Origin of the sequence: Pseudomonas sp. NPDC087690, from assembly GCF_044743175.1 — a bacterium.
In the GTDB taxonomy this organism is placed as follows: Bacteria; Pseudomonadota; Gammaproteobacteria; order Pseudomonadales; family Pseudomonadaceae; genus Aquipseudomonas.
Genome location: NZ_JBIUVX010000003.1, coordinates 22,277 through 38,650, shown reverse-complemented (window position 1 = coordinate 38,650; position 16,374 = coordinate 22,277). Strand labels below are relative to the sequence as shown.

The 16,374-nt window shown below is 57.5% G+C and carries 17 protein-coding genes, 1 tRNA gene and 1 pseudogene; 9 read left to right on the top strand and 10 right to left on the bottom strand.

The features are described 5' to 3' along the window. Positions 1-57: 57 nt before the first annotated feature. The gene (locus ACIPIZ_RS07625) at positions 58-2,151 is read right to left on the bottom strand and encodes a TonB-dependent siderophore receptor (RefSeq protein ID WP_105706140.1); all 2,094 of its coding nucleotides are present in this window, start codon (positions 2,149-2,151) and stop codon (positions 58-60) included. Positions 2,152-2,407: 256 nt separating this feature from the next. Here ACIPIZ_RS07625 and ACIPIZ_RS07620 point away from each other — a divergent pair, with 256 nt between their 5' ends. The 6 genes from ACIPIZ_RS07620 (at position 2,408) to ACIPIZ_RS07595 (ending at position 7,105) form a co-directional block, all read left to right on the top strand. Further along, entirely contained in the window at positions 2,408-3,076 is a 669-nt protein-coding gene (locus ACIPIZ_RS07620; protein WP_122661148.1) for a DsbA family protein, read from the top strand. Positions 3,077-3,373: 297 nt separating this feature from the next. Next, on the top strand, positions 3,374-4,660 hold the full coding sequence (locus ACIPIZ_RS07615) for an OprD family porin (protein ID WP_064388954.1): 1,287 nt from the start codon (positions 3,374-3,376) through the stop codon (positions 4,658-4,660). A 232-nt stretch (positions 4,661-4,892) separates the two neighbouring features. Then, a complete protein-coding gene (locus tag ACIPIZ_RS07610) occupies positions 4,893-5,639 on the top strand; it encodes a 2OG-Fe dioxygenase family protein (protein ID WP_064388953.1) in 747 nt (248 codons plus the stop codon). Between the two features lie 79 nt (positions 5,640-5,718). After that, positions 5,719-6,096, top strand: coding sequence for a GNAT family N-acetyltransferase (locus ACIPIZ_RS07605; RefSeq protein ID WP_064388952.1), 378 nt, complete (start codon positions 5,719-5,721; stop codon positions 6,094-6,096). Further along, positions 6,093-6,809, top strand: coding sequence for an AzlC family ABC transporter permease (locus tag ACIPIZ_RS07600; RefSeq protein WP_038359884.1), 717 nt, complete (start codon positions 6,093-6,095; stop codon positions 6,807-6,809). The genes ACIPIZ_RS07605 and ACIPIZ_RS07600 overlap by 4 nt, the downstream gene beginning before the upstream one ends. After that, positions 6,788-7,105 (top strand): AzlD domain-containing protein, encoded by a 318-nt coding sequence (locus ACIPIZ_RS07595; protein ID WP_007909127.1) that lies wholly within the window; start codon positions 6,788-6,790, stop codon positions 7,103-7,105. Before ACIPIZ_RS07600 ends, ACIPIZ_RS07595 begins: the two co-directional genes overlap by 22 nt. Here the strand turns inward: ACIPIZ_RS07595 and ACIPIZ_RS07590 are convergent. Further along, entirely contained in the window at positions 7,022-7,948 is a 927-nt protein-coding gene (locus tag ACIPIZ_RS07590) for a LysR family transcriptional regulator (RefSeq protein WP_064388950.1), read from the bottom strand. The two genes, ACIPIZ_RS07595 and ACIPIZ_RS07590, sit on opposite strands and share 84 nt — an antisense overlap. Before the next feature lie 698 nt (positions 7,949-8,646). On the opposite strand from ACIPIZ_RS07590, the gene ACIPIZ_RS07585 reads away from it, so the two are divergent. Both ACIPIZ_RS07585 and ACIPIZ_RS07580 read left to right on the top strand, forming a co-directional pair. Next, positions 8,647-9,054 carry an antitoxin Xre-like helix-turn-helix domain-containing protein gene (locus ACIPIZ_RS07585; RefSeq protein WP_401164831.1) on the top strand — a complete coding sequence of 136 codons (408 nt, stop codon included), beginning with the start codon at positions 8,647-8,649 and terminating at the stop codon, positions 9,052-9,054. Positions 9,055-9,065: 11 nt separating this feature from the next. Further along, positions 9,066-9,731: an RES family NAD+ phosphorylase gene (locus ACIPIZ_RS07580; protein ID WP_401164829.1), complete on the top strand. Its 666-nt coding sequence runs from the start codon at positions 9,066-9,068 to the stop codon at positions 9,729-9,731. Between the two features lie 42 nt (positions 9,732-9,773). Here ACIPIZ_RS07580 and ACIPIZ_RS07575 read toward each other — a convergent pair whose 3' ends face one another. After that, entirely contained in the window at positions 9,774-10,055 is a 282-nt protein-coding gene (locus ACIPIZ_RS07575) for a DUF3077 domain-containing protein (RefSeq protein ID WP_401164827.1), read from the bottom strand. Between the two features lie 473 nt (positions 10,056-10,528). Here ACIPIZ_RS07575 and ACIPIZ_RS07570 point away from each other — a divergent pair. Then, positions 10,529-10,639: pseudogene (locus ACIPIZ_RS07570) on the top strand (transcriptional regulator); the annotation flags it as partial. Between the two features lie 326 nt (positions 10,640-10,965). Here the strand turns inward: ACIPIZ_RS07570 and ACIPIZ_RS07565 are convergent. From ACIPIZ_RS07565 to ACIPIZ_RS07535, 7 genes are all read right to left on the bottom strand, one after another. Next, positions 10,966-11,041, bottom strand: a tRNA-Thr gene (locus ACIPIZ_RS07565). A gap of 75 nt (positions 11,042-11,116) precedes the next feature. Continuing rightward, positions 11,117-11,953 (bottom strand): FkbM family methyltransferase, encoded by an 837-nt coding sequence (locus ACIPIZ_RS07560; RefSeq protein ID WP_401164826.1) that lies wholly within the window; start codon positions 11,951-11,953, stop codon positions 11,117-11,119. Between the two features lie 345 nt (positions 11,954-12,298). Continuing rightward, positions 12,299-13,534, bottom strand: coding sequence for a methyltransferase (locus ACIPIZ_RS07555; RefSeq protein ID WP_401164824.1), 1,236 nt, complete (start codon positions 13,532-13,534; stop codon positions 12,299-12,301). After that, the gene (locus ACIPIZ_RS07550) at positions 13,515-14,204 is read right to left on the bottom strand and encodes an ABC transporter permease (RefSeq protein ID WP_159815479.1); all 690 of its coding nucleotides are present in this window, start codon (positions 14,202-14,204) and stop codon (positions 13,515-13,517) included. Before ACIPIZ_RS07550 ends, ACIPIZ_RS07555 begins: the two co-directional genes overlap by 20 nt. After that, complete coding sequence (locus ACIPIZ_RS07545; protein WP_401164822.1) at positions 14,204-14,896, bottom strand: ABC transporter permease; 693 nt, start codon at positions 14,894-14,896, stop codon at positions 14,204-14,206. The genes ACIPIZ_RS07550 and ACIPIZ_RS07545 overlap by 1 nt, the downstream gene beginning before the upstream one ends. Positions 14,897-14,974: 78 nt before the next feature. Then, positions 14,975-15,724 (bottom strand): ABC transporter substrate-binding protein, encoded by a 750-nt coding sequence (locus ACIPIZ_RS07540; protein ID WP_008080539.1) that lies wholly within the window; start codon positions 15,722-15,724, stop codon positions 14,975-14,977. A gap of 13 nt (positions 15,725-15,737) precedes the next feature. Next, positions 15,738-16,374, bottom strand: a 637-nt coding sequence (locus ACIPIZ_RS07535) for an ATP-binding cassette domain-containing protein (RefSeq protein ID WP_401164820.1), incomplete at its 5' end; no start/stop codon positions are given.

The window sequence follows — 16,374 nt, the reverse complement described above, 5'->3', positions numbered from 1 at the left end:
GTCGACTGACCTGACGATTTCGCGAGCAGGCTCGCTCCCACAGGGATTTGTGTGAAGTCAGAAACTGTAGGTGCCGGTCATCACAACGCTGCGCGGCGCGCCTGGCTGGATCTGATATTGGCTGGTCGCCGACGCGAAGTACTCGCGATCGGTGATGTTGTTCAACGCTGCACGCAAATCCCAATCCTTCATGCGGTATCCCACCAGCGCATCCCAGCGGCCATAACCTGGCAACACGGTGGTGTTGGCATTGTCGGCATAACGCTGACCGACCAGGGTCAGACCGGTTTCGCCGTACCAGCCCATTTCCGGTTTCCAGGTCAGGAACAGGCTGCCGTTGCGTTTGGCGACGTTGTTGATGCGTTTGCCTTCCAGGCCGTTGTTGTCCTTCTCAATGGTTGCATCCTGTACGCCGATGCCACCGCGCATGTACCAGTTGCCGACGATGTTGCCGGTCGCGGTCAGCTCGATCCCGCGAGAGCGTTGCAGGCCCGACAATACGGTCAGGGTCGGGTCATTAGGATCGGTGGTGCGGCGGTTGTAGAGTTCCAGGTCATAGATCGCCAGCGTGGTGCTCAAGCGATCATCCAGCCAGTCGCTCTTCACGCCGATTTCTTTCTGCTTGGTCAACTCGGGGCTCAGGTCGTTGCTGTTGCCGGCCGCACCCGGAGTGATGCCGATCAGACCGCCGCCGACGGGTGAGAAGGTTTTCGACCACGAGGCGTAGAACGAGTGATTCTGCAGTGGCGTCCAGACCAGCCCGACACGCGGGCTGGTGCTATGGCTGTCACGGTCTTCGGAGATGTTGCGCAGCTTGTTGGTCGATTCGATATCGAAGGTGTCGTAGCGCAGACCGCCGAGCAATTGCCATTGATCGTTCAGGCGCAGTTGATCCTGCACATACACCGCGCGGCTTTCGACTTCCGTGTGGCTGTTGCTGGAGACTTGCATGCTGCCGGTATGGCGCAGGTTGCGGTCGGGGCTGTAGAGGTCGAGCGACGGCACGGGACGTGCGCCAGGGGTTCTGCCGGTAGCGGCGTTATACAAGGTCGGATCGCGACGCTGGCTGCCGGTTTCAACGCCAGTGAGCAGGCGATGCTCAAGACCAAACGTATCGAAACTGCCTTCCAGTTCGAGGTTGTTGTAAATGTTGCGGGTGGTCAGATCCTGCTGCCAGTGCTGACGTGCGACCTTGTTGGTTTTGCTGTCGAAACCGGTCAGGTAAGTGTTATCGAAATCACTGTCGAGCTTGAACACACCGAGGGTCTGGCGCAGTTGCCAGTTGTCGTTGATTTCGTAAGTGAGTTTCGAGCGCAGCGACTGCGACTTGTCGTCGATAAAGTCGTGGTCGTTGCCATAAGTGGTGTCGCGACCGACATCCGCCGGACGCCCGTTGACGCCGGGAATGCCGCGATCCGGGGTGCGGTTGTAACGGCTGTATTCGTACTGCACCAGCCAGTTCAGATCCGGCGTCAATTGCCAGCTCATCGACGGTGCGAACAGTTGGCGATTGCCACTGACGCCGTCGCGGAAACTGTTTTCATCCATGTTGCCCATGTTCAGGCGCAGGCTGAGGTTGTCGCTCGGGTCGGTGCTTAGGTCAGCGTAAAGGCTGCGCAAATCTTCGCTGCCACCTTGGGCCTCGATGGTCGAGCGGCGGCCGAATTCCGGCATCTTGCTGACGCGGTTGACGATCCCGCCCTGGCTGCCACGGCCATAAAGGACAGCTGCGGGGCCTTTGAGGACTTCGACGCGTTCGATGTTGTGCAAGTCGCGCTTGTATTGGCTGTCGTCGCGGATACCGTCCAGATAGAAATCGTTGCTCGCATCGAAGCCACGGATGCGCAGGCTGTCGAAGCGAGTGTCGGCGCTGCTGCTGACGTTGGGCATACCGCTCAAAGCGTCGCCGATATCGTTGGTGCCATAGCTGGCGACGTTCGAGGTTTTGATCGAGTCTATGGCTTGCGGCACGTAACGCACCGGGGTCGAGGTGCGGGTCGCGGTGTTGCTGACGTTTACGCGTGGATCATCGGCTTGCGCTTCGGCGCTGATCGCAGTGGCGGGAAGTTCGGTCGCGGAGTAGGCAAAACCGCTGGATAGAAAAGCAGAAAGCCCAAGAGTGACGGGCGTAAGACGGAACGGGGCAGGCATTGAAAAGCGCATCCGAAAGGGTGAAGGAATTCGAGCGCGCGAATGGTAATGCTTTGCATTTACTTCCGTTAATGATTCGCTAAAAGTTCTTGTGTCGGATTGTTTCAACTTATGTCTGAGTGGACACAATCAGGCCGCTCGGACCATTCGACCGATTCAGGAAACAGACTGAAAGCCATATCAGCGTTTTTCCGCAACGCCGCGAGCACTAGTCTGTCGGCATCGCTTTTTCCCAGGTTCCTGCCGGAGTTTTCCAATGATCCTTCACTACATTTACGATCCGTTGTGCGGCTGGTGCTATGGCGCAAAACCGCTGGTGCACGCCGCGCAACAGGTGCTGCCGGTAGTCGCCCACGGCGGCGGGATGATGAGCGGCGCCAATCGTCAGAGTGTTTCGCCGCAATTGCGCGATTACGTCATGCCTCACGACCGGCGCATTGCCGAATACACCGGACAGCCTTTCGGCGAGGCGTACTTCGACGGCTTGCTGCGCGATCACTCAGCGGTTTTCGATTCGACGCCGCCAATTGCCGCCGTGATGGCGGCCGAGTCAATTAACGCAGGCGGGCTACAGATGCTGGGGCGGTTGCAGACTGCGCACTATGTAGAAGGGCGGCGAATTGCCGATTCAACTGTACTGTTGGAACTGGCCATGCAGCTGGGTTATGCACAGGAAAACTTCCACATCGTGTTTGAAGCTGTTGATAGCCAGGCGCACATAAAAGCCACTCGCCAGTTGCTGGCGCAACTGGGCGGTCAGGGTTTTCCAACCTTCGCCTTGGAGGACAACGGTCAATTCAAGTTACTCGATATCAGTCCATGGCTGGGCAAGCCGCAAGTCTTCGCTGATTGGTTGAAACAGTCGATCAAGGTCGATGAGACACACGAAAAGCCTGTGCTGTGTCGTTTGGACGGATGCGTTTAACACCACCGAATTCACTGGAAGTGCGCATTTCCGTGCAAGGACTCAGCGAAAAATTTACGTTTCTTAGACGTTTTTTACCTATTTAAAGACGATTCTTGAAATTGACACATAGTTGAGGGCGCGGCTACGATTCGGGCCAACGCCTGTGGCCAACCGCCATGACTCAAAATTAAGGAGCAGGCCCGCCATCACGTTATCGTGGGCGGGCCTTTTTGTTTCGGGGTGAAAAGAAGAGTGCAAAAGCGCCGTTTCAGCCGTTCGACACAGCGCGTTTCAACCCGTAATAAGGAAAACAAAATGTTGAACAAGCGGATCAGTCTGATCGCATTGGGGATGTTGAGCGCCACTCAGGCCATGGCTAACGACCAGGCCGAATCCAAGGGTTTTGTTGAAGACAGCAGCCTCAAAGTGCTGCTGCGCAACGCCTACATCAATCGTGACTACAAAGACGGCAACGCCGACAAATCCGAATGGGGCCAAGCGGCCATCGGTACGTTCTCGTCCGGTTTCACTCAAGGCACCATCGGTGTCGGTGTTGACGCCTTCGGTCTGTACGCACTGAACCTGGAGCGTAGCGAAGATCGCAGCGGTGCTGGCGGTATCGACTTCTTCAAGCGTGGTGACAGCGGCAAGCCGGCCAACGACCTGTCCAAGGGCGGCGCGGCGGTCAAATTCCGTCTGTCCAGCACCACCCTGACTTACGGTGACCAGATGCCGGCGCTGCCGGTGCTGAACTACGACAATTCGCGACTGCTGCCGGAAAGCTACACCGGTACCTTGATCACTTCTAAAGAGATCAAAGGCCTGGAGCTGAACGCCGGTCGTTTCACCGCCGAGTCGCGCAAGAGCGCTGAAGGCCGTGACAGCGGTGGTCTGAAGTCGATCAACGTGTTGGGCGGTAGCTACCAGTTCACCGAACACTTCAAAGGCGCGCTGTACGCTTCCGACGTTGAAGACGTGTTGAAGAAGCAATACGTGAACGCCAACTACGTGTTCCCGATCGACAAGGATCAGTCCCTGACCCTGGACTTCAACGGCTACCGCACCAAGCTGGACAACTCCTATGTCCGCGAAAGCGGTGCTACCGGTGATGACAACAAGATCTGGAGCCTGGCAGCGACTTTCGCCACCGGCCCGCACTCGTTCACCGTGGCGCACCAGCGCTCTACCGGTGACAGCAACCTGGGCTATGCCTACGGCGGTTACCAGAAAGAACAAGGTCGTGTCGGCGACGGTGGCAACACCATCTACCTGGCCAACTCCTACTGGTCCGACTTCAACGCTGAAGACGAACGCAGCTGGCAGCTGGGCTACGGCCTGGACTTCGGCGCATTCGGCGTACCGGGCCTGAGCTACAACTTCGCTTACGTGCGTGGCGACAATATCACCACCTCCACCAGCGAAGGCGGTACCGAGCGCGAGATCTTCAACCAGTTCAAATACGTCGTGCAGTCTGGCCCGGCCAAAGACCTGAGCGTGAAACTGCGCAGCTCGATCCTGCGTGTTTCGCAGAAATCCAGCGAGTACAACGTCAGCGGTAACGAACTGCGTGTGTTCGTGGATTACCCGATCAACATCTTCTGATGATCGATCGAGTGTAAGAAACTTGAGAAAAACCCCGACTGGTTCGGGGTTTTTTTTCGACGGGTTTTCGATGAAAACCGGAAAAAACCCGTGTTTTTGTCATGTGAAAGTTGTTTTAGGGGGGCTGCAAACGCCGTTTCAAACAGGGCTTTAAATGCCTGAAATTCTTTCTCATGGACGCAAATTCTCCACCTAATAGATTAGGCCGCTCAATGCAGCGGAGAATTTGGTAATGATCGTTTTGAACAGAGAAGTGGGCGAATCGCTACGGCGCGACAAATTTGTCAACGTCCAGGGTGGTGACTTCAATCTCTACGGTCATTTCGCCGACTTCGTCAGACTGACCAAAAGTTGGGAAAACATGGAGCCTGACAGTTACTACGGTCAGGCCGAAGCCGGCATGCGTTACCGTCGTTACAGCGACTTTGAGTACAACCCGAAAACCCGCGAGCTGACGCAACTTGAGCATCGCGCGTACGTGCAATCGAAAGAGAACAACGCCTACGTTGGCGGCCTGGTACGACACTTCCAGGACTTCTCCGATGAAGTGATCACTTCACCGGTGATGCGCAGCCTGATCGACACCGATTTCGAAGTGTACAAAAGCGTGCTGCCGGAAGAGCTGCACGATGAAATCTGGCAGTGCCAGATCCATCAGATCCGCATCGAGATCAAACCGGGCAAGCAACTGGAAATCACCCCGGAAGGGATTCACTGTGACGGTTACCCGTTCAGCGGTGTGCACTTCTGGGGCCGCAACAATGTCGAGGGTGCGGAGAGTCGTCTGTACGACATCCATGAGCATCAACTGGCGTCGACCACTTATCAGGAAATACTCGACACCACCTACTTCCTTGATCGCGATATGCGCCACTACGTGACCCCGGCGCGTAATACGAACACCCATGCCATGGCGTACCGGCAGATTCTGGCGATTTCCTTCTCGCGGCCCGGGACCGCTTTCGACATTGTTCGCTAATCAGATCACCCCAATCGATGGCGTCGAGTGCTCGACGCCGGTGGTGCTGCGACGCGCCACGGCCAAGGACGCGCAGCGCATGGAGCGCTTCTTCCGCCAGTTCGACGAAGTGTCCTTCTGCGAATGGCAGGACGCCAAGTGCCTGCGCGGCGTGCTGATCCAGAAAACCACCACGTCGTATCTCGCCTTCGACATCGCTGGCGAAATCGTCGGTGCGGTACTGGGCGGCATGCTCGGCAGTCGCGGCACGATCAATCATCTGGCCGTCAGCCCGCGCTATCGCAGCCAGGGCGTCGGACAACGTCTGGTTGAAGCGGCATCGTCCGACATGAAACGGGTCGGCGTGTTGCGGATGTTCCTGTTCGTCGATGATGCTAACCTCGCGGGCAAGCGTTTTTGGACTGCCCAGGGTTTTTGCGAGCCCCATGGCGAACGGACATTTGAGAGGGATCTATGAATGAAACGTCCGGCAGTGCGCCGTTGATGGTCAACCATCAGCCGTCGCGCACGTTTGCCGAAGCCAGCCCGGTCGTCGCTGGCTACTTCACGGTGTCATTCGTGTTCGGGCTGATGGCCGTCAACGCAGGCTTGCCGATGTGGCTGCCGGTGGCGATGTGTTTGTTCGTCTACGCCGGCGCTTCGCAATTCGCCGCGCTGGCGCTGATCTCCAGTGGAGCGTCGCTGACCACCATCGTGCTGACCACATTCTTGATCAACGCGCGACACATGCTGATGTCGGTGTACATGGCCAAGGCCCTGCGCGCCCTCGGTTTGAGCCGTATGGAGCGTTGGGCTTACGCCGGTGGCCTGACCGATGAATCCTTCGCTTTCCACAGTGTGAAACTCGGCACCGGCGCGCCGGTCAACGTGCGCTATCTGATCGGCTTCAACCTGTTCTGCCACACCTCATGGGTGCTCGGTGGTTTGCTCGGCGCGGTCTGCGCGCAATATGCCGCGCACCTGATCAAATATCAGCTTGATTACGCCCTCACCGCAATGATGCTCTACGTGCTGGTGTCGCTGTGCAACACCCGCAACAAGCTCATCGCTGCCGCCGCTGCCGTGCTGTGCATGGGCGCGTTGAGCCTGGTCGGCAGCTCGCCGTTCAATGTGTTTATTGCCACGTTTGTGGGCTGCGGAGTGGGTGTATGCCTGACCAAACGTTCCTGATTCTGGTGGTCGCGCTGATGATGGCCGTGACCTTCCTGCCGCGCGCCTTGCCCCTGCAAGTCAATACCGAGCACTGGCCGCCGTTTATCGCGCGGGCGCTGGAATACTTGCCGGTGGCGATCGTCGCTGCGATCAGCCTGACTCCCTTGTTGATCAAGGATCAGCACATACAGCTCGATCGCCCGGAATTCTATGCTGCGATTCCGACGTTGTTATGTGCGTATTTCAGCAAAAACCTCTTTCTCAGTGTGGCGGTTGGGACGGCTGCGTACATTGCGCTCGGCTCGTTCATGTAGCGGCAGATCGACGACATCATTCAACGCCTGGTTCGACAGCTCCGGATTGTTCACCGCCAGGCGCACTTCGAGGAAATCCTCGAAACCAGGGAAAATCGTCAGGCCGTTCTTCTGCGCGGCCTCACGCGAGACCATGCCGACCGCGTCCATCTGCGTGATCAACGACAACGTCAGCGTTTCACTGCACGAATAGACCATGCGCTGACCGTTCTCGTGATTGCCCAGCCCGGCGTCGAGAAAACGCAAAAAGCTGTGGGAATACGGACAATCTTCCGCAGGACGCACCTGAAACTTGTTGCCCAGCAACGTCAGCGGATCATTCTCCTGACCGCAATGCGCACCGACCACCTGCACCTGCACATCCGGCAAGACAATGCTCGGCAAACCCGGACGCTGCGGACCGATCAGCACCGCGAGGTCAAAGTCTTCGTTCTTCAGCTTGCTGAGATTTTCCATCGACTCGGCGTAGCTGAATTCCATCTGATAATCGGGAAACACCTCAATCAGGCGTCCGATCATTCGCCGGTTGAAGTCAGTCGACAACGTGTTGTTCAACGCAACCTTCAACGTGCGCTGCCCCGGCACTTTCAGCGCCTCGACCTTTTCTTCCATCTGTCGCGTGGCAATCAGCACTTTGTCCATATACGGCGTCAGCTCAGAGCCTTGCGGCGTCAGCGTCAGCCCTTTGTTGGAACGACGAAACAAGCGGAAACCGAACTGCTCTTCGACCTTGTTCAACTGCGCGGCCAACGCCTGCACAGTCAGGCACGAATGCTCGGCTGCGGCCGACAACGAGCCGGTCTGCACGATGCGCATGAGGTTGCGTAAGGTTCTGCTATCCATGGGTAATGCCCTCTAAAGTGGGCTGGGTATTGTTGGTTACGAGACTGCCGATCCGGCGGCCATATGCTGGGTATATTCCTGTACCTGAGCATAGTTGTCGCGGGTTTAGTAGCGAATCGATGTCCCCGCCGATGGCTGGAGGCTGACACAGGATCGGGGTTTTTGGTGACGTGGGGGTGATGGGGGTCAAAAAAAGTGCGTGGTTTTGGTGCGTGGGGGTGATTTTTCACGGGGAAATGGCTGACAACGTTAGTGGTTTTGGCCTGCGAAATACGTGGATGCGTCCTAGGCGAACTTGCGACCGAGCTGATAGCGGCGACTTGTTAAAGCAGATGAAGTGGCAGCGTCGAGACATCGAGTCTCTGTGGCTACAGTTCTGAGTGAGGTAAGCGAAGTGATTGCATCACAAGAAGCGGCCGATATGGAGTGCCAAGTTGGCAACAGGCTTCACGACGTTATTGAAATCCAAGAGCAGCCGTCCATTGCACGAATTCCTACGGACAAGACTGCCCAAGCCATGTTGGAAGCACGAACTATTCGGCAGCGGTTCGATTCGGTCGACGAAATGCTCAAATCCGGTCATATCCGAATCCCAATCAATGGGTAATGTGGTAACCAGTAATACGCTTACGGAGTTTTTTTATCGATTTATTCGTATATGTACTAGTATCAAAGCAAGACAAATCTGGAGAGGCTTAATGACTACCTCATCCCCAGCCCTCACCCCACGCGAACAACTAGACGCCCCCGAAGCCGGCCGCGTCGCGCTGAAGTTTTTCTTCAACCTCATGGAACGTTGGGGCTGCAGCGCCGAGCAGCAACGCACATTGCTGGGCGGCGTCGGCAACACCACGTTCTACAAATACAAGCACCTGCCGAACATACGTCTGCCCAATGACACCCTTGAGCGCATCTCCTACCTGATGGGTATTCACAAGGCGCTGAGCATCATCTTCAGCAACAGCCGCGACCGCGCCTACACGTGGGTCAGCAGCCCAAACACGGCGCCGCCGTTCAATGGGCGAACGGCGCTGGATTACATGCTCGCCGGACGCGTAGTCGATATCGCCGATGTACGCCGCTACCTCGATGGGGTGCGCGGTTGAAGGCGCTCGATTTGGTTGTTGTGGCCTGGCCGCGAGCCTATCGGATCGTCAACAGCAGCTTCCCGCCGATTGCGCTGTTCGAAGACGTGCTCGATCCCGAAGACCTGGAAGTTGCCTACGCGCTGGAAGCGCTGACCAACGATCGGCTGATCGAACAGGCCGGGATTCTCGCCCGAGTGCGACCCGAAGATCGACTCTCTGGCCCCGGCTCGACTCCGGTGATGGCTGCGTTCACCCACATCGGCAAACGCAGTCGTTTCTGCGACGGCACCTTCGGCGTTTACTACGCTGCGAGCAGTCAGGCTGCTGCCATCGCCGAGACCTGTTATCACCAGGAACGATTTCTTGCGGCGACCCAAGAAGCGGACCTTGAATTGACCATGCGGACTTACGTTAATCGGGTGATTAAACCGTTACACGACATTCGCCACGATCACCCCGAACTGCATAATCCGAATCCTGAGGCTTACGGGCCGTCTCAGCTATTCGCCCGGCAACTGCGCGAAACCGAGGCGTGGGGGCTGCTCTACAACAGCGTTCGCCTGCCGGGCCATGAATGCATCGCCGCGTTTCGACCTCCAGCGGTTTCGATTCCAAAGCAGGGCAAGCATTTGCGCTATGTGTGGAGTGCACGTCAGCAGAAGATTTCGTTTGTGCTTGAGATCAGTCAGGTCTGAAACGCAAAAGCCCTCGCATCGGCGAGGGCCTGACACCGGCGTTTACATCAACGGCTTGTCCGGCGGCACATCCATCACTTTCACTACATCATCGATCAGCGCTTTGCTCAATTCCTGCAAATACTGCGAGGCATAAGCGTGAAGATCAGGATCGCGCGAGACTGAAGTGTCCGCAGTGAGTAGTCGAGAGATGTGAAGCAAGTGTGAGGCGTGGGAAAGGGCGGCGATTACCGGCACACCACGGTTGGTGCGGAACATCGCTTGATTGGAGTGGAAGGAAAAGTGGGTGAGGCCAAGGGTTTTCAGATCTTGAGAATGGGTCATTTCGCTTCACCTGCCGTTCGAGATGGGCGGTGTGAAGTGACCGATGTTGCTGACGGATCAATGGCTTTCATTTGTTAACTCCCTGTATCAAATGAGAGCTGCCAATTCGTTATCAGACGAATGGGTGGCAGCTATGCGCGGGCTGATAAACCGGAGATACAGGAACCCGGCAGACCCGAAGGTCTCCCACGCACAGCCGCCATTGCACAGTAATGCAGACGCAAAAAATGCGCCGGCAAACGTGAGTTGGGGCGCTGGTGCGCCTGTATCTTACCCGGGTTATCAGGCCCGGTCGCTGAATTGGCAGCGACGGGTTTGACGGTAGCTTGGGGAGTGTCAGGCGTGCAATCGTGGCCAGTAGTGGCTTTGCTTGCTTGTCGTTACAACAAATTTCTCAGGATTTCGCGCCATGCGTTTTGTCAGTGACGGCATGTCCTTGGCCTTTTCTAAGCAACAAAACGAGGAGATCAGCGATGGTCGATGAACTGGAGCAATTCCAGCAGGACTTACTGGAGTCTGTACGTCAGATGAACGCCGGTGAGGCCGCGCGCGTAACGCAAATGCCGCTCTCTGCGGCGGAGGAACAAAGCGTCGAGGCATCAAGCACTCTTGGACTGGGAAACCAGGTTGCCATTGACTCCGCCGGTTCAGTGAGCTGAGAAACACTGCTCATGCAATTACGCTTTTTTATGGGCACACCATAATTATTGCCAGTTCATAATTTGGCATAAAAGCGGAAATTCGGGCGTTTTAGGCAAAAGCCATGTTTTGTGGGAGAAGGGCGTCTGGCGATTAGATCGACGTGTGCGGAGGAGAGGAGCTATTTCTACTGAAGCAGAAACGCTGCCAAAAATATAAACACCCCAGAAACAACAAAGCCCCTGCATTTCTGCAGGGGCTTCGTTTTGTATGGTGCCGGCACCAGGAGTCGAACCCGGGACCTACTGATTACAAGTCAGTTGCTCTACCAACTGAGCTATACCGGCGTGTGGGCGACGATTATAGCGACTGGATAATTTCTGTAAACCCCTGAATTCAGACTATTTTTGCATGTCTGCAAATCAGGCCCTGCGCAGCACATTTCGCAGCGTTTGCACGGCCTTCACAGTGCGGCTGTTTTGCAGGGCAAACAATTGCGCTTCGGCCTGTTCGGCGCGGTTCAGGGCGTCGGCGAGTTGTTGCGCGGTGTCGAGTTCGCTGGGGCTCAGTGGGTGGGCGAGGGCGTGGCCCTTGCAGAGCTGGAAGTTGTCGAGGTTGCACGGCGGGATGTCGAACGCGGGTTTGAGGTTGTGGTGTTCGTCGGCGAGGAACCAGGTGTTGAGGCCGTCGAACAGGATTGACTGGTAGCCGGCGTCGGTGACCAGGTGTTCCCAGGTATGGTCGCGTTGCCATGGGGTTTCGATGACGATGATCCATGGACGGAAGCGGCTGAAGTCCATGCCGCGCAGGACGGTTTCTTCGTGGCCTTCGACGTCGATTTTGAGGAAGTGGATCGGGCGGTCGGCGGCGTATTGTTCGCAGATCGAGGTCAGCGTGCGGGCTTGGACGGTGAGGCTGCGCACATCCATGCCGAGGTCTTTGCGTTGTTGGGCGACGGCGGGGTCGGCGGTGGAGAGGCCGGTGCCGGGAATGCCGTAGAAGGTCATTTCGCCGGGCTGGTCGCTGGCGACGCACTGTACGGTCGCGTCGCGTGGTCGCGCTTGGCACAGTGCGTCGTAGTAATTTTGCATCGGTTCGACGTTTACGCCGTGCCAGCCGTGATCGTAGAAGGCTCTGGTAACCGAGTCGTGGCTCGGGTCGTTGGCGCCGACATCGATGTAGAAGCCGTGCTCGAACTGTTTGAGTGCGCGCCACAGGCGGACGTCTTCAAAATTCTGTGCGTAAGAAATGAACGTCACGGTCGCTTCCTGTCGGTCAGATTTTTCTTGTTTGAATGTGCGCTGCCGGCACGCTGTGACCCTGTATAGCAAGGGTGGCAAGCCGCTGCAATTATTCGCTGGGCGCTGCTGATTTTCGGCGGTTATGTCGTTTTGATTGGCGGCTTATGCACAACTGAGTGGCCCGACTACGCGCTTAGGCCGCTTTTTGTGGACGCGTTCTCATTTTGTTCGCAAATCCCTGTTTTATTGGTTTTTTCTTTATGTGAACAAAAAATGACCAGTGCTGTTTCAACGCCGAAACAGGCGTGGATATTGGATCCGAGTAAAAACCATCAACAGAGTTATCCACAGGCTGGCGGTGGTTTATTCGCGTTCGGCCAACAATAGGAAATTGCGTGGCGTCAGGGCTGATTCGCAAAAAGTGCCGAGACGTACGACGTATCCCTGTTCGGCGAGGAAAAGTGCCCGATCAAGGTTCAGCCAAAGCTCCACTGGTCGTCGGAATAATCCGCGCAGCAGTTCCAGGTTGCGCACTTCGGCCAATCGTTGCCATCCCGCCGCTTCCAGTGCCGTCCAATCCGGTGTGCCGACTGTGGATAACTCTTTGAGATCGGCCAGATCGCGGCAGTAATCGGCGAACGGTTTATCCAGCCAGGCGCTGGGCAACGAAGGTGTGGGCAAGTACTCATCGACGCCGCGCACTTGTCGTTGCAGCAGGTCGAAGGCGAGGCGACGGGCCATCGAGGCGTCGCGTTGGCGTCGGACGCGAGCACCGGCGGTGACGGTTTCGCTCATCGGTAACGCCAGATCTTCCAGCGAGAGCTGTAGGAGCGATTCTAATCCGACGCAGGACAAAGCCTGATATTCGCTTCTGCCAATACGGTTGTAGCAGCAAGGCGCGACCGCCATTTGCTGGCAACCTGTGGCGCTGGCCAGTTGCATTAACCGCACATGCAGATCGCCACACGCGTGGAGGGCGACGGGCGTGTGGTTCGCGCTCAATACCGCAGAGGCGTTCGTCGCCAGTACGTCCTGCTCCACATGCAAAGCATGCAAGTGATGACGCTGACTCAACGCCTGTCCGCTGGCGACCAACAGAGGATCGTATTCAACGCAAGTCAGTTGCTGCCCCGATCCCAACAAGCGCCGCCCCAAATGCCCCTTGCCCGAACACCAATCCAGCCAATGCGTCGGCTGCGAGGCAAAGGACAAGCGACGGGCAAACGCCTCGATCTGCTGCCACTTGCGCCCCGGTACATCTACATTCAACCGATGCCCCGCAGCTTCCAGCGTCTGCCCCGGCAACTCACCCACTGCGCTCAACTCAGCCGACAACGCCGCCAACGAAGCAAACGGCTCCGGCGCATCAGCAAGGTCAGCAGGTTGGTTGTGAGCGTTTTCCGCGTCTTCCAGCGACCGCCCGCGTAGCCACAAGGCCAGCTCCGGGTAGGACGCTTCCCAGGCAAGCGAAAGATGTGTGAACGGTCGAGGTTTCCACAGTGCCTGATGCTCAATCAAGAAAGCATCCAACGCCGTGAAGCGGGCGAGTAAGTCCTCGCCCGTCAGCACGTAGGAAGTATCAACGTCCTTGGCAGGCATCGACGCGCAGCCAGCGCTCCAACAGCTTGAAGCCGCGGACCAGCACGTAAGCCATCAGCAGATAGAACACGCCCGCCGCGAAAAAGATCTCCACCGGCAGATAGGTGCGGGCGATGATCGTACGGGCCATGCCGGTCAGTTCCAGCAAAGTCACGGTGCTGGCCAGCGCACTGGCCTTGAGCATCAGGATCACTTCGTTGCTGTAGGCCGGCAGACCGATGCGCGCGGCACGCGGGAGGATGATGTAGAACATCGCTTTCGGTTTGGACATGCCCAAGGCCCGCGCCGCTTCGATTTCGCCCGGAGGAATCGCCTGAATCGCTCCGCGCAGAATCTCGGCGATGTACGCCGCTGTGTGCAGGGTCATGGTCACGGTCGCACACCAGAACGGATCGCGCAGGTACGGCCACAACGCACTTGCACGCACCGCGTCGAACTGCGCCAAACCGTAATAAACCAGAAACAGCTGAACCAAAAGTGGCGTGCCACGGAAAAAGAAGATGTAGGCGTAAGGCAGCGAACGCACGTACCAGAGCTTGGAGGAGCGGGCGATGCCCAGCGGAATCGCCAGCAGTAGACCGGCAATCACGGCGATGGCGACCAGTTCCAGGGTCAGGGTCGCGCCCTGCGCCAGTTTCGGCAGCCACTTGATGATGACTTCCCAGTTCATTAAGCGCTCCTCGCAAAGCCGCGTGCGGCGCGTTTTTCCAGGAGGTGCATGCCGGTCATCGCCAGCACGGTCAGGCCCAGGTACATGATCGCGGCGACCATATAGAAGGTGAACGGTTGTTTCGATACGGTCACGCCGATCTGTGCGTGGCGCATGATTTCTTCCAGGCCGATCACCGAGACCAGCGCGGTGTCTTTCATCAGGATCATGAACAGATTGCCCAAGCCTGGCAGGGCGATACGCCACATCTGCGGCATGATCAACCGGGTGAAGATCCGCCATTTCGACAGGCCCAGGGCCTGGCCGGCCTCACGGTGGCCTTTGGGAATGGCGAGGATCGCACCACGAAACACTTCCGTGGCGTAGGCGCCGAAGCACAGGCCCAGTGCGATTACGCCGGCGGCGAAGGCGTTGAGTTGCAGGTCGGGGTTGCCGAAGAACTCACCGAGGGCGCGCATCAGGTTGACCGTACCGAAGTAGATCAACAGCACCCAGAGCAATTCCGGGACGCCACGCACCAACGTGGAATAAGTGCCGCCAAGCCATTGCAGCGGCTTGTACGGGGAAGTCTTGGCCAAGGCGCCGAGCAGACCGAGCACCAGTCCCAGGCACAGGGCGGTGAGGGCCAGTTGGACGGTCATCAGCGCGCCGGCAGCGAGGGCCGGGCCGAATCCGTAGAGGTCGATAATCATGGAGTTCTGTTCAAATTGCGGCAGGCAAAGTCGGGAGCCGGCGCCGAGGCATCACGGCGCCAGTCCCACAGGTCAGGATCAGTAGATGCTGAACGGGAAGTACTTGTCGTTGATCTTCTTGTAGGTACCGTCAGCGACGATTTCCTTCAGGGCAGCGTTCAACTTCTCACGCAGGGGGTCGCCTTTACGCACAGCGATGCCGATCTTGTCGCTTTCGACAACCGGGTCGCCTTTGAACTCGTAGTTCTTGCCGGCGTCGCTTTTCAGCCAGTCATAGTTGGCGTACTTGTCGGCGAGGATCGCGTCGACACGACCGGAGGTCAGGTCGAGGTAGGCGTTTTCCTGGGTGTCGTAGAGGCTGACCTTGATGTCATCGGCGTAGGTGTCTTCCAGCCAGGTGCCGGCCAGGGTCGCACGCTGGGTACCGATGGTCTTGCCCTTGAGCGAGTCCTTGTCGGTTTTGAAGTCGACGTTTTTCGGGGCGATGAACTGCAGCTTGTTCGAGTAGTACGGGTCGGTGAAGTCGACCGCGCCTTTGCGCTCGTCGGTGATCGACAGCGAGGAGATCAGGAAGTCGAACTTCTTCGCGTTCAGGGCCGGAATGATGCCGTCCCAGTCGGAAGTGACCACGGTGCACTCGACCTTCATCTTCGCGCAGAGGGCGTCGCCGATGTCTTTGTCGAAGCCGACCACGTTGCCGCTGGCGTCTTTGTTGTTGAACGGCGGGTAGGCCGCTTCGATGCCCATCTTCAGGGTTTCAGCCATGGCACCGGCGCTGAACGCGAGGGTGACGGCGGCGGCCAGGAAGACCTTCTTGAAATTCTGCATGCATGTTGCTCCGTTAGCGGTTGCTGGACATGAATTGTTTGCAGCGCGCCGAAAGCGGGTTTTCGAACACCTGCTGAGGCGATCCTTGCTCTTCTATAAGGCCTTGGTGAAGGAACACCACTTCGCTGGAGACCTGACGGGCGAAGCCCATTTCGTGGGTCACGAGCAGCATGGTGCGGCCTTCTTCGGCCAGTGCGCGGATGACACTAAGTACTTCCTGAACCATTTCCGGGTCAAGCGCCGAGGTGGGCTCGTCGAACAGGATCACCTTCGGTTGCATCGCCAGCGTGCGGGCGATTGCCGCGCGTTGTTGCTGGCCACCGGACAATTGCGCCGGGTAAGCGTGGCGCTTGTCGGCGATACCGACCTTGGCCAGCAGCGCTTCGGCGACTTCGATCGCTTCAGCCTTGCTCTGGCCGAGCACGCGGCGCGGTGCCTCGATGATGTTGTCGAGGATGCTCATGTGCGGCCACAGATTAAAGTTTTGAAATACAAAACCAATCTCGGAGCGCAGGCGGTTGATCTGTTTGCCGTCGGCGGCAACCAGTTCGCCATTCTTGGCAGCCTTGAGCTTGAGTTCTTCACCGGCCACCAGGATCTGGCCCTGATGCGGGTTTTCCAGCAGGTTGATGCAACGCAGGAACGTGGAC